A 13,737-nucleotide genomic window follows, 5' to 3' on the forward strand; every position below is an offset into this window, starting at 1 on the left:
TATAATGGGACTACCCATTCACATGAACCACCAAAGCCATGTCACCACAAGCCCCTTTGTTTGAACTTTTGGAACATACAGTAGGCTTTGCCTTCCACTCTATCAATCCTTTGTTAAGTGAATGGGTTGCCTGCTGGAATGGCTCTGACCCGCTACTGGATATTGGCTGTGGTAATTGCATCAATGCTTTGAAGGGCATAGAAGCCGGAGCAAAAGTTCTCGCCACTGAACTGGATAGCAATGCCCTGAAGCAACTTGAGCAAGATTATCCGGACGAAAATAATCTGTCTTTTGCCTATCTTGAGTTACCTGACAAGATCCCCTGTGAGGGCGAAAGTGTTTCCGGCCTGCTCTGCTCAGAAGTGTTTCACTTTATGGATCATGAAGAGATTCAGGCTTCTATTCACGAGTTCCACAGGGTATTGGTGAAAGGTGGCAAAGTCATTCTTACCTGCGCCAGTGAGGATATCGCCATGCTCGGCCCTGTAGGTTTGAAAGAAATCAGACGCTCCCAGCGAGAGGCTTTTCCGCAACTGCTCAGAGCCTACCATGACCCTTTGGAGCTGATTGAACAGGCCTGTAGATTAAAGCCTTCAGATCACTTTGCCTGGGAGTTAATCCAACAGCACCATAGTATCTATCCCAAGAACTACTTTAATTTCTTCCATCCCGGGCAGCTGGCTGAAGCATTCAGAGACAAGGGCTTCTCCATAACTCTGGCAGAAACAGGGCCTGCTCCATACTACCCTCTGTGGGAACACGGTGATCACGATCAAGTACGTGTTATTGCTGTGAAGGAATAACCATGTTGCACCCACTTCCGAAATTCTCACCTGCGGAAACGTATTTTGATTTACATTCAAAGTCATCAACCCGCTGATCAATGACTGGACTCCATCAGGGATGGAGCTCATCCACTGCTTGCTAGATGCCAGGAAACCAGACTGAGAATCCTGGGCCCATATTTCTATATAGGCCCCATAAAAATCTCATCCCACAGCCAGAAGTCCCGACAGCTCACCCCGATTACCGATCAAATCGGCAAGGGTGTATCGATCCAGTACTGACATAAAGGCTGACATTGCCTCTGCCAGCACACCCTTCAGACGACAAACCTCTGATATTCGGCACACGGGCTCTTCGCAATCCACCAAAACTATGGTGGATTCCATCATTCTTACTACAACGCCAAGATTGATGTCATCAGCAGCCCGTCCCATTCGAAAACCTCCACCTTTGCCACGTACTGTAGCAAGGTAGCCTTCCTGACCCAGGCGCTGAACAATTTTCATGACGTGATTTCTGGAGAGATCATAAACGTCCGTGACTTCCTGGATTGAGATCAAGCGGTCCTGAGGCTGCAGCGCCGAGTAGATCAAAATTCTGAGTGCGTAATCGGTATGTTTGGTCAATTTCATGCGAACTATAGACTTCTTTTAAAGATGCATATAGGATGCACCTAACAAAGATGCATTACAAATGCTTCTTTAATAAAAAAACCATTTGGAGTCATCCCCCCATGAGCCTGAGTGAAAAGACAGTATCCATCGTCAAAGCCACTGCACCCGTTCTCGCAGAACATGGCGAGGCTATTACCCGCTTCTTCTACCAGCGTATGTTCAACAACCATCCTGAACTGTTGAATATTTTTAATGCGACTAACCAGAAGACGGGTCGTCAGCAGGCTGCTCTGGCTGCAGCTGTTTATGGCTATGCCGCTCACATCGACGATCTGGGTGCCCTGAGCGAAGCCGTTCAGCGTATCGCTCATAAACATGCCAGCTTCAACGTTAAGCCTGAGCATTACCCGATCGTAGGTGAAAACCTGTTGGCAGCCGTAGCTCACGTTCTGGGCGATGCTGCAACAGACGAGATTCTTGAAGCCTGGGGAGAGGCTTATGGGTTCCTGGCCAACATCTTCATTGAAGTTGAAGAAGGTATTTATAAAGAAAGCGAAAGCCATAACGGCGGCTGGCGCGGTACCCGTGAGTTCAAAGTAGCTCGTAAAGTCAAAGAGAGCGACCTGATCACCTCTTTCTACTTTGAGCCAGTCGACGGTCAAGCTGTTGCAGACTTTAAACCCGGTCAATACATCGGTATTTACATCACGCCTGAAAACAGTGAAAACCGTTGCATCCGTCAGTACAGTTTATCCGATGCGCCTAATGGCAAGAGCTACAGAATCTCTGTAAAACGTGAAGGTGCAGGCGATACTCTGGGTGTTATTTCCAACTACCTGCACGACCATGTACAGGAAGGCGATGTTGTAGAGCTGAGTCCTCCTGCCGGTGACTTCTTCCTGGATACCCGCAACGAAAATCCTGTCGTTCTGCTCAGCGGTGGTGTGGGTGTTACTCCAGTGCTCAGCATGCTGAATACCCTGACTTCCCTGAACACCTCTGAGCCTATTCGCTTTGTGCACAGTGCAGTAAACGGCAGCGTTCATGCATTTTCTGACCATGTAAATGCTTTGGCCGAGCAACGTGATAATGTTGAAAAGGTTGTTTTCTACGATCAGCCAGCAGAAGGTGACCAGAACTATGATCATGTTGGGCGTACTGACCTGAACCTGATCCGCGACCAGATCGAAATCTCTGGCGCTCATTATTACTTCTGCGGACCTCTGGGCTACATGTCCATGGTGAATGAAACACTTCAGGGCTGGGGTGTTCCATCAGAGAACATTCACTACGAAGTATTTGGTCCTCACAAGGATATCTGATTATTGCTGGAGAGAGCTTTAAAGCTCTCTCCATCTGACCTTTTATTGTCACCTCCCTTTCCTGCTCCGGATCATCTTTTCAAAAAGTCCAGTTTCTGGCACTCATTTCACCCCATCTCTGTTGCTAGATTCTTGATATAGAGGGAATAAAACAGGGAAGTACGCAATGACTCCGGGTCCTTATGAACAGGTTCGCGACCTGACTCTAAACCGTAAAAAGTTTGCACCGGGTACCAAGGTTGGACTCAACGACCAGAATGAGTTGGTTGAAGTCGTAGCCAGCTATAAAGACTGGGTTGTGACCAACCAGGATCCGGTTCGACTCAGAAACCTGCTTGGCTCCCTGATTAAATCCGCCCGCCATGTGAACCAATATCTCAACCTGAGTGATCGCTCCGCTTCAACGCTTGAGACAGAATTAACCGGTGAACTGGATTACTCAGTACTGACTGATCAGGTCAAAGAGTTCCTTAGATCACCCGCCTGTCAGATTATCAGAACCCGTGAACAGCTGAACAAGGCTCTGCAGACCTCTTTGCAAGCAAGAAAGCCAGAGAAAAATCTGCAGGAAAAGCTACAGAAAGAAATGCATGAAGGTTTCTCAAGGTTCTGTGGTTTTATGGACACAACAGACCTGAATCAACTAGTCGGATTCTATAAAGCGGCACTTCTGGAATGGCTGGATGAGTTCAGTTATCACTGTTCAAGTCAGGGCTTGGACGATGTATACCTAGCTACTCAGGACAGCTTTGACGCATTCAGCAAAAATCTTATAGCTGAGACTCTTGGACAAGCCCATAAGCCCGTAAAAACTCCTCCAGGTTCACCTACACCAGAATCGGATCAGTCCGATGAAGAGTTTGGAGAGTTTGTGAGCTACACCACCTCCTCACCGCTCAACTCCCCTCTGGAAACGCTTTCTGATGAGGACAATTCAAATGTACCCACTCCACAACCGGATGACGTGGTACCGCCTTCTACTGCCAAGGCTGACAATCATCAAGAAAAGGATGCCTGGTATTTTTATGGCAAGGACGCCCAGCCCCTACGGGAATTGGACAATTTGTTAACAGCTGGCAATGCAGAATCTCTGGAAAGCCTGTTCGAAAAACTCCGTCAAAACCCAAAAACGGGAAAAGACTTCCTGGATGTTAAAGGATATGAACTCAGGGAAACACTGAATCAAACACCCGAAGTCATTGCTAAAGAACTGCAAAACATGCAGTTGCCATTAGATAATCATCTGGCAATGGCTTCCGATAAAAAATCCAAACAAGCAGATCCACTCTATGGAATGATCATGTCTGCTGCTCGTGCTCAAGGAGAAGAAGTCGCTCGCCGACTCCCTGATGATAATCATGATCTGGTCGAACTGGGGCTCTACCTGAAATACCCGGAAGTTATTGGCATGTGCAAGCCCATAATCACCCAGCAGCTTCGCGTTCTGATACAACTTTGCCCTGACCAGGAACAACACTTTATTGAAGTAGCCAGACAAAGCTACCTTACACCTCAGAGAGGACACTTCGCATTCCACGTTCCGTTATTTGGAAAAGCATCCAGAGAGGTCTTATTACTCTCTGACTTTACCCGCGAAGAACATATCATTCTGGAGTTCATCAAGTCATTTCCTCAGGCTGCTCTGGAGCTTGATGCCACAGCCTTTGAAAACGCACTGATACACCCGGAACTTAGTGAGTTTTGGACACCATTCATTACCCGAAATGCGACAAGACTCAGCAAAGAACAATGGCAGGCACTCTTTAGTGGAGTGCCTCCAAAGTTTCATGAAGTCATGGAAAAACAGCTGTCTAAAACGCCTCCAATGACCTGCCAATTCCCCAGCACTTACGCCCCTAAGGTAGAAGTTTATCTCAAAGCCAATCCAGAACTTTTATGTAAAGCATTGGAGTTACCGAGAAAAGTTGAATCGGGGGGATTCAGAACACTACAAGCCGTTGCCAGGTCACTGCCCATTGAAGAGTTGATTGAGCTATCAAACTTGACTGGAAGCCCGGTTATTACCCGGTATCTGGTTACATCGCTGGAAGAAGCCGTAAAAAAACAGAGCACTATCCCCCTTTCCTCAAGATTGATTCACTTCATCAATTTACACTGGGGAGATCTTTCGCAAGAAGTCCAGTTCGGAATCTTTGAAACCTTCTCTAAACCAGACCCGGAACTGACCACAGAAGATAGCCAGCAAATAAAGCGCTTACTCGAACACAATCAATCATTCTTAGCCAGCGCCTGCCTCTCCATGGATTTTGGCCGGTTGATTTGCTCTCCATGGATTGTTCTTCCAGTCTCACACTATGCTAACGGCTTTGAGCAATTCCAGGGAATGGTGTTAGAAGTATTGGACCAGATGCCTTCACCTCCCCCACCAGAGGATATGCAACAGTCACTGCAGGAACGGTTGAACCTGACTCACTGGTTCCGAAAACACCGCCATCACCTGTATGGAAATACTTATGCCGATATACGACACCCCAGTATTCCTAAACTGGTAAGCACTAGTCCAGCCAAGCAACTGGAAGAACTGATTCTCTTCAGAGTTCAACAGGCTGAACGGGGCCCCAGAAAAGCAGAAGCTTTGGGTACATTACTAGGCTGCGCTTATTCAGATCGCCAACTGCTGGAAATCTACAACCATCCCAATTTCCCCAAAGATACTCTGAAAATAAACGACAAAGTATTTTTGTCTCAGCATCGCGGCCCCATCGTAGCGCAATGTATGGCCGAAAGTTTCGGCGATCACCCTGACGATGCCATTGTTGAAATTGGACGAGCACACGCAGGCATCATTCCGGAAACTCAATGGCGAAGACTTAACCTGAAAGCCCAACTCAAGCTGGCTGAAAGAGATCCAGCCATTGCTGCAACCCTGCTCTATGATCCAAAACTTCCTCTTCCAGCCAGAGCCTGGATTCACGCTCATCAGGAGCCTGCGGAATTATCGCTGCTGGATGATTGGCAAGCCGCTTGTGAAAAAGATCAGTTTTCTGCCAGAGAGCTGGAGGAGTGGCAGTTGGCACTTGAACAACTGGCAGTCTGCGAAGCCGGTAGAAAAAGACTGATATCAAAAGACTTTCCCTGGCCCGAAAGGGACCCTCTCACCTTGAAAGGCCGTGTCTATCTGAAAGTCATGGAACAGGATGCCCGATACTGTCAGGCAGACATTGTTGAAGCCGTTATTGCGGTGAAAAAGCAAAAATTTAAACTATTGAAAAGTCTGGCTGACGTACTAGCCAGGCATTATCCAGAGATCAAAACCCATGGGCAGCTTAAGGCAGACATACTCACTCGCTCCCATTTTATTCTATCCAAACTGATAGCCCATTCAGAACCTGCCGCTCTGGACTTCTGGCCCCAATGCACTGATGAAGAAGCTTTGAAGGCTGTGGCCAACAAATCACTGGCTCTTTCACTGGATATTCTCGAGTCCATTCAGGCTTCAAGACCACAGGAAGGCTATAAGCTCCCACTACCTACCAGGCTGGGATTGATCAAACACAGCCCGCACCCTGAAATCAAACGACGCCTTGCCTTTATGGAGCTCCATAATTTACTGGCAAACAGGGATATTTCCAGAGAACTCAGAAGCGAACTGGATCAACGCGTTGAAGACCATCCATTATTTAAATTGATCCAACAGGAAGAAGAACTGTTTAAAGCGCTACAGGATATGGTAGAGACAGGCCAGGGCACGCCAAAAGGTCTTCTCGATGAAATGGAAGACTGTGGCGAAGAAAGTCTGAGGTTATTACTGACACCACTGCAAGAGCGAAAAAAAGTTGAAGAGCGATCACTGGGGTTCAGAACACTTCTGGTGCTGACCAACCAACCCACCAGCATTGCCAGGAATCAATATGACAAGTTGCTCTCTGGGGCTATCAAATACGAAGCCATAGCCCGCAAGATTCTGGAAGATAAATCGGAAGGCATGGAAGCCATTCGAAAGACCCTGGGTCAGGAAAAGCTGATCAAACTGATAGGCCCTCATACTGAGCTTTGTCTGGAAGTCATGAAATCAGACAAGCCTTTCCCAATTAGTGATGCGACTCGGCTGCATTGGGCCAAATGGCATTATGCGATTGCCCAGAAAATGCTGACGGACCCTGCAACTTATCTCCTGGATCCTGACAGCCTGAAGAATCCTGATATCGTTAAAATGGCCTCTCGCTCTGCAGACAGCTGTAAGCTCCTTATGTTGAGTAGAAAGTGCAAAAACCTGAGAACGCAATTACAACCAGCAGACTGGGTCACCATTGCCACCACACAACCCGAGTTCATTGACCAGCTGAAAGAAAATGCACAACTCAGCCAGACCTTGGGCCTGGATGATCAACAACTGTTACTAATAGGCAAGAAGAGCAGCAAATGGCTGTCTTTCATGCTGGACAATGTTGATTTCGATGCCTTATTCAAAAGCATGTCACCGGATGACCTGAAGTCTCTGGCCAAGGCCGATGCAGAGAACTCGGGATTGATTCTTCTCAAAGGATTCACTCAGGGAACCATCACAGAACAGGATTTCTTAGCGATGGCCCAAGAAGGCCGTCAATTTAAAGCCTCTGTATTAAAACACGCACCAGAGCATGTCGCTAAAACTGTCAACGAGGAGCTGTCTAAAAAGCCTCTGCAAGCTGGAGATCTGCCCACAGAAGAAGGATTCACAAATTATGAGGGGAATCTTGCTGCATTCAGTCAGGGCAAGGACTTCGGAGGCCCTGAAATTGATCATGGATGCTGCGCTGGATTTGTTATTGATTTCTGTCTGTTTTGCAATGATCCAACCAGTAACCCCGTCAACTACCTCAATCAGAGAGATCAATGGAAAGCCAATCGCAAGACCAGTGACTATATGAGAAAAGTACGACACTACCAGCGTAATCAGGATTCCTACAGCGATAAAAGCAACCCGACCCTGATAAATATTGATGGCTCAAAAGTAGCCAGCAGTGATCCGGAAGCCAGTATTGTTCATACCAATGGTAAACGCAGGCTGGATGTGAAAGCCCTGATGGCTGAACTCAGACAGCATAAAAGACTTTATATCGCCAGCGCCACTCATGCGGTTGCCCTGACTCTGCAAGAGAACCCATTACTCGGAGATACTCTATATCTGTTTGATGCCAACCATGGTTTGTACCGGTTCAGCAACTTTATGGGGGATGACGATCAGCTGGATGACGTGGAAGCGTTGATCAATGACTGGCTGATGAAAACCGGGAAAGGAAAGCTGGACGTGAAGGTTCACCATTTACAGCCGGATGCCTACACGACGCCGGGACTGAGCAGCCCGACGTCGTAGATAGAATCAGGCAGTGGCTACCTGAGGCTTCAGGCTTTCGCCGGCTTTTTCATCATCAAAGATGGTCTTGTCCAGCTCACCTTCTGTTTTGGCAATAACGGTGGAAACCATTACGTCGCCCTGAACATTCACCCAGGTACGAGCCATATCGAGAATACGATCAATAGCTGCGATCAGGGCTACACCTTCAATAGGCAGACCTACACTGGACAGCACCAGACTCAGCATAATCAGACCAGCACCCGGAACACCAGCAGTACCCACTGCTGCCAGAGTAGAAGTAAAGATAATGGTCACGTAGTCAGCCATGGACAGATCAATACCGTATGCCTGAGCAATAAACAGCGCACACACACCCTGATACAGAGCTGTACCGTTCATGTTTACGGTAGCGCCCAGAGGCATGACAAAGCTGCAGATACTCTTGGACAGACCCAGCTTTTTCTCACCCGTCTGCAGACTGACAGGCAGAGTACCGGAGCTGCTGGAAGTACTGAAGGCAACGGTTTGCACGTTCATGGTCGCTTTCAGGAACTTGCGAGGGCTCAGGCCATTGGCTTTCAGGAAGATGCTGTAGAGACCGTAGATCAGGAAAGCACAACCAAAGTAAACAGAACCAATCACTTTAGCCAGCGGCAACAGAACTTCGATACCGTTCTGCCCGGCCACAGCAGCCATCAGACCAAAAATACCGTAAGGCGCAAAGCTCATAACGATACCGGTCAGCTGATACATGATTTCAGCACCGGACTCGATCAGCTTTTGCATAGGCTCGGCTTTCTTGCCCAGAGTGCTGATAGCAATACCCACAAACAGCGCAAAAACGATGATCTGAAGGATCTCACCTTTGGCCATGGACATAATCGGGTTGGCAGGAATTGTGGCCACCAGAGTGTCAATCATGGAGGCTGATTCTTTAACTTCACCGACCGCCGGAGCTACCAGATTCAGACCTTCACCCGGAGCAAAGAAGTTACCAATCAGAAGACCTACAGTAATGGCTACTGCACCTGTAGTGAGATACAGAGCAATACTCTTCAGTGCCACACGACCCATCTTGCTGGAGTCGTTCATTGAGGTCACACCACTCACCAGGGAGCAGAAGACCAGAGGTACGATCAGCATCTTGATGGCATTGAGGAACAGGTCACCCAGTGGCTTGAACATGACCGCATCAGGACCCATAGCGAATCCGGTAGCCAGACCCAGCACCATGCCTGTCATGATTTTCTTCCAGAGTGGAATGTTCTTCCACGTCTGATAAAGACCGTTTTTCTGATCCTTTGAACTCATATTCTCTCCAGATAGAAAGCTTTACTGCAGTCAGTAATGAGGGGGCAGACTTTAACCAACCGTTGAAGAATAAAAACCTGTGAATTAACAAGTTTCTGGTTCGTCTTTTACTCTGGACAGGTTTGTTTTCAACAATAAACACCCACCCAGCTAGTGGTAATTACACTACTGACTGATAGATAGTATTAATTTGGCAGACGGGTAGCGTGTAAGAAAGAGATGAAACAGGCAACGTCTGAATCAAAATGATCCACTACCCTTATTTACGACGGGGCGAAAAATGACAATATTTGTTAAACATTGCAATCTGCGAAAAACAGAGTGTTGACCTGCGTCAATTTTGAATAAAACTGCGAATCCCCTTGTTTCAACCTACACGCCTTATAAATCATGATGTTCAGCAATAATTAATTCACACACATTATAACGTGAGTAGCAACGATTCAATCAACAAACAACAAACAACAAATAGATTCGATCTTAATCAATAGATAGTAATACCTGAGTAGACTTTTACTTTTACCAACAGACTTAACCCAACCAAGGAGTGGTGCAAAAGACTTTGAACGATTAAATGAAAGTACACATTAATGAATAAATAGTCATAAATAATGAATCATGTTCTATGATTATTTCCATCACACACCTTGATTTTCAGAGTAAACCCAATGTTGTTAAAGGTCTGGATTACTTTTTTAGCGGCAACTTTTTTATTCAGTGTAACGCCCGGAGCAGGCGCGCTGACCAGCATGTCATCCAGCCTTAATCACTCAAAGCTCGAAACGCTAGCCACTCTTCTTGGTCTCGAGTGTGGCATTTTAATCCATCTTGTTCTGGTCGAAGCAGGAGTTGGAGCATTAATTCTGGCTTCAGACACTTTATTCAATATCATCAAATGGCTGGGGGTTCTTTACCTGGTGTATCTTGGGATTGGAAAATGGTTTGCCAAGCCCCTAACACCCAAACAACTATCCAGCACGGTCTCAAGCCAACCACTTTTGAAAGCAACACTGGTCAACCTGTCCAATCCCAAAGTGATCATTTTTCTTGCCGCCCTGCTCCCCCAGTTCATTAACCCTTACCAATCGCTTTGGCCACAGTATCTTGTGCTCTGCTTGACTCTCCTATCAGTTGATTTACTCGTAATGACCATTTATGCACTTTTCGCTAAAAAATTGGCCACCATAGCTTTTAAGCATCCCAGGCAACAGAACCGCCTATTTGGATCTTTATTCATAGGCTGCGGAGGCCTGCTTTCCTTTATAACAAAAGCCTGAGACAACTTCTGATGAGGCGATTATTTGGAGCCGGCAGCTCAACAGGCTACCATAGAGTTTTGTCTGAAACGTTCTAATGGCCAAAGCAAAATCCAGAAAAGCCTATGTCTGCACTGAATGTGGCAGCGAATCAGCCAAGTGGCAGGGGCAATGCCCGGACTGTAAAGCCTGGAATACTTTCAAGGAAGTAAACCTTGGTCCCGCAGCCTCTCCTGCTATCGGTGCAGCCAATAAATCCGGCTTTGCGGGAACGCTCAGCGGCCTGCAAACCCTTAATGAAGTTGATGTTGCCGAAGCCCCCAGATTCAGCAGCGGTGTTTCAGAATTTGACCGGGTACTGGGCGGTGGCTTTGTCAAAGGCAGTGCAGTTCTGATAGGCGGTCATCCCGGAGCGGGCAAGAGTACCATTCTGCTTCAGGTGCTTTGCCATGTTGCCCAGAGCATGAATGCTCTTTACGTATCCGGTGAAGAATCTCTCCAACAGATCGCGGCTCGTGCCAAACGCCTGGATTTGCCCACTGATCGCCTGAAGATGCTGGCAGAAACCTCAGCTGAAAACATTGTTGCGGTCGCCGAACAGGAAAAGCCGGGCATCATCGTTATTGACTCGATTCAGGTCATGTATATGAACGGTGTTGATGCTGCTCCTGGTGGTGTTGCCCAGGTTAAGGAATCTGCAGCTTTTCTTACCCGCTTCGCGAAACAGACCGGCACTGTTCTTCTGATTGTCGGTCATGTAACCAAGGACAACTCTCTTGCTGGTCCTATGACCTTGTCGCATATTATCGATACCCAGATCATGCTGGGGAATACCGACGACTCCCGTTTCAGGGTCATGAGAGCGACTAAAAACCGTTTCGGTCAGGTCAATGAGCTGGGCATTTTTGCCATGACAGAAAAAGGCATGAAAGAGGTCAAGAACCCTTCTGCCATTTTCCTGTCCCGAACGCCTGAACCAACCTCCGGAAGTATTATCAGTGTTCTCTGGGAAGGTACTCGACCACTTTTGGTTGAAATCCAGGGACTGGTTGTTGAGTCACAACTAGGCAACCCTCGCCGTGTAACAGTAGGCCTGGATCAAAACAGACTGGCTATGCTGCTGGCAATCCTCACACGACATGGAGGTATTTTCACCAGTGATCAGGATGTCTTTCTCAATGTAGTTGGTGGCGTCAAGGTCACTGAAACCAGTGCTGACCTGGCAAGCCTGCTGGCCGTTGTTTCCAGCCTTAGAGACAATGCTCTGCCGCAAGATCTTTTTGCTTTTGGTGAAGTAGGTCTGGCGGGTGAGATAAGGCCAGTCGCCAATGGTCAGGAACGTTTGGTAGAAGCGGCTAAACATGGATTCAAGCGAGCCATTGTGCCTGCGGCCAACAAACCCCGAAAACCGATTGAAGGGCTGACGGTTGTTGCCGTACACAAACTGTCTGAGGCTCTTGAGGCTATATAAGCCCTTTGAACAAGAACAGCCAGACAATATAGAAATACGTTACTCCCGCAATTAAGAGCTGCACCTGCGCAGCTCTTAATGCTTCATGCACATGCTCTCTCAGTGGAGGAAGGACTAATTCCACAGGTTGCATAGGAAGGGGTTGCTGAAGAGGCAGATGAAGGTCTCCATGGACAAAGTGCTCTGCTAGTAAATCAATGCTCACCGCATTCCCAAACTGCCCTGTATTTATCTCTCCTCCGGTGATTGCCAAGCCTCCGTCATGAGCCAGCCCCATCTGCAAATGCTCGGTATGGAGTATATGCTGCACCACTAGATCGCCATCCGTAGTGCTTTCCTCCTCAAGAGACAGATCAGGAAAATGAAACTGGACTTGCCCTGATTCCTCAGCCAAAACGGTCACAGTATGTGCAAAGGGCACCCCCCCTGTGATAATACCTTCATTAAATACAAGGATATCGGCCTGCAAAGGATCCAGAATAAGGTAATCAGTATCGGTCTGTGTTTGAGTCAGAATATGAAACCCACCCACTACGACTTGTTCCGGGAGATTAAATGTTATCGAGGCCATAACCAATCCATTTGGATCGGTATAGGTGTATGTCAACCTTCTACCTGCCACGCTGTATGAAAAGGTCAGTCCCTGTTCACGGAGAAATCTAAAGTGGCTGGAAAATCTGGCTCTACTCCCGGTACAGTAAAAATCCGGCATCATCATGACCCGAAAGCCACTTTCCTGCTGGCTAAATTCAACCCGGTACTGTTCATCTTCAGCTACTTTCAGCTTGAAGTTGCTTGCGGCAATAAACACAGCCAGGGCTTTCAAAGGAAGCAAAAAACCTGATAGCAACACGGCACTGTATATTAGAGTCCTGAACATTCAACCGCTCACGTTTGTATCGATTCCCGAATGCCCTTTCAGGTTTTAATATTTTATTCGCTACACATTATGGCATTTGCCTGATTTGATGCTGGATGCAAATTTTCAGAATTATCGGGGTCCCAGCCATCCTGTTATACTTCGCAGCCAAATTTTCAAATCAGGTTCCAACATGCTCAAAGGTCTTTACGGTGTAACCGACAGCCAGCTTCTCCCCGACGATCGTATTCTGCTGGAAGCGGTTGAACAGGCTTTGATGGGGGGCATGAAAGTTCTTCAGTACCGGGATAAAAGTCTCGATCATGACAAACGGCTTCGTCAGGCCAGCACCCTGAGAGTGCTCTGCCACAAGTTCGGTGCCTTATTTATTATCAATGATGATATTGAGCTGGCAGCAGAATCAGAAGCGGACGGCGTTCATCTGGGTCAGCAGGATGAAACTGTGGAAGCGGCCAGAAAAAGACTGGGAGATTACGCCATCATCGGTATCAGCTGTGAAGGCTCCCTTGATCAGGCTAAAACTGCTGTTGAACAGGGTGCCAACTACATCGCTTTTGGGCGCTTCTTCCCGTCTCGTACCAAACCTGATGCCAAACCGGCTGACATATCCCTTCTGCCAGCAGCTAAAGAGGCCTTCAACGTCCCTGTTGTAGCCATAGGGGGAATTACCGTGGATAATGCCCCACAACTTGTTGAGGCGGGTGCTGATATGGTGGCCGTGGTCCATAATCTGTTTGCTTCCACAGATATCCAGAACCGTGCCCGCACCTTTGCAGAATTGTTTTAATCAGGAATAGA

The 13,737-nt window shown here is 47.5% G+C and carries 9 protein-coding genes; 6 read left to right on the plus strand and 3 right to left on the minus strand.

Annotated elements, in window-relative coordinates; genetic code table 11:
* Positions 1-38: 38 nt before the first annotated feature.
* Entirely contained in the window at positions 39-803 is a 765-nt protein-coding gene (locus WG89_RS05945; RefSeq protein WP_062262755.1) for a class I SAM-dependent methyltransferase, read from the plus strand.
* Positions 804-989: 186 nt separating this feature from the next.
* On the opposite strand, the gene WG89_RS05950 is transcribed toward WG89_RS05945, so the two are convergent.
* The gene (locus WG89_RS05950) at positions 990-1,418 is read right to left on the minus strand and encodes an Rrf2 family transcriptional regulator (RefSeq protein ID WP_062262758.1); all 429 of its coding nucleotides are present in this window, start codon (positions 1,416-1,418) and stop codon (positions 990-992) included.
* Between the two features lie 101 nt (positions 1,419-1,519).
* Between WG89_RS05950 and hmpA the strand changes: the two genes are divergently transcribed.
* On the plus strand, positions 1,520-2,722 hold the full coding sequence (gene hmpA, locus WG89_RS05955; RefSeq protein ID WP_062262892.1) for an NO-inducible flavohemoprotein: 1,203 nt from the start codon (positions 1,520-1,522) through the stop codon (positions 2,720-2,722).
* A 166-nt stretch (positions 2,723-2,888) separates the two neighbouring features.
* On the plus strand, positions 2,889-8,039 hold the full coding sequence (locus WG89_RS05960) for a hypothetical protein (RefSeq protein WP_062262760.1): 5,151 nt from the start codon (positions 2,889-2,891) through the stop codon (positions 8,037-8,039).
* A gap of 6 nt (positions 8,040-8,045) precedes the next feature.
* On the opposite strand, the gene WG89_RS05965 is transcribed toward WG89_RS05960, so the two are convergent.
* Entirely contained in the window at positions 8,046-9,332 is a 1,287-nt protein-coding gene (locus WG89_RS05965) for a dicarboxylate/amino acid:cation symporter (protein WP_062262764.1), read from the minus strand.
* Positions 9,333-10,000: 668 nt separating this feature from the next.
* On the opposite strand from WG89_RS05965, the gene WG89_RS05970 reads away from it, so the two are divergent.
* The gene (locus tag WG89_RS05970) at positions 10,001-10,609 is read left to right on the plus strand and encodes a LysE family transporter (protein WP_079253687.1); all 609 of its coding nucleotides are present in this window, start codon (positions 10,001-10,003) and stop codon (positions 10,607-10,609) included.
* A gap of 76 nt (positions 10,610-10,685) precedes the next feature.
* The gene (gene radA / locus WG89_RS05975; RefSeq protein WP_062262771.1) at positions 10,686-12,059 is read left to right on the plus strand and encodes a DNA repair protein RadA; all 1,374 of its coding nucleotides are present in this window, start codon (positions 10,686-10,688) and stop codon (positions 12,057-12,059) included.
* Here radA and WG89_RS05980 read toward each other — a convergent pair.
* A complete protein-coding gene (locus WG89_RS05980; protein WP_172806725.1) occupies positions 12,052-12,885 on the minus strand; it encodes a hypothetical protein in 834 nt (277 codons plus the stop codon). The genes radA and WG89_RS05980 overlap by 8 nt on opposite strands.
* Positions 12,886-13,111: 226 nt before the next feature.
* Here WG89_RS05980 and thiE point away from each other — a divergent pair, with 226 nt between their 5' ends.
* Positions 13,112-13,726: a thiamine phosphate synthase gene (thiE, locus tag WG89_RS05985; RefSeq protein ID WP_062262895.1), complete on the plus strand. Its 615-nt coding sequence runs from the start codon at positions 13,112-13,114 to the stop codon at positions 13,724-13,726.
* The last annotated feature ends 11 nt before the right edge of the window (positions 13,727-13,737 follow it).

The sequence above is a fragment of the Endozoicomonas arenosclerae genome, from assembly GCF_001562015.1.
GTDB lineage: Bacteria > Pseudomonadota > Gammaproteobacteria > Pseudomonadales > Endozoicomonadaceae > Endozoicomonas_A > Endozoicomonas_A arenosclerae.

What these genes read in the sequence shown, in the direction of transcription:
- WG89_RS05945 (WP_062262755.1), top strand. Translation starts at nt 39, where the DNA reads ATGTCACCACAAGCCCCTTTGTTTGAACTTTTGGAACATACAGTAGGC.
- WG89_RS05950 (WP_062262758.1), bottom strand. Translation starts at nt 1,418, where the DNA reads ATGAAATTGACCAAACATACCGATTACGCACTCAGAATTTTGATCTAC.
- hmpA (WP_062262892.1), top strand. Translation starts at nt 1,520, where the DNA reads ATGAGCCTGAGTGAAAAGACAGTATCCATCGTCAAAGCCACTGCACCC.
- WG89_RS05960 (WP_062262760.1), top strand. Translation starts at nt 2,889, where the DNA reads ATGACTCCGGGTCCTTATGAACAGGTTCGCGACCTGACTCTAAACCGT.
- WG89_RS05965 (WP_062262764.1), bottom strand. Translation starts at nt 9,332, where the DNA reads ATGAGTTCAAAGGATCAGAAAAACGGTCTTTATCAGACGTGGAAGAAC.
- WG89_RS05970 (WP_079253687.1), top strand. Translation starts at nt 10,001, where the DNA reads ATGTTGTTAAAGGTCTGGATTACTTTTTTAGCGGCAACTTTTTTATTC.
- radA (WP_062262771.1), top strand. Translation starts at nt 10,686, where the DNA reads ATGGCCAAAGCAAAATCCAGAAAAGCCTATGTCTGCACTGAATGTGGC.
- thiE (WP_062262895.1), top strand. Translation starts at nt 13,112, where the DNA reads ATGCTCAAAGGTCTTTACGGTGTAACCGACAGCCAGCTTCTCCCCGAC.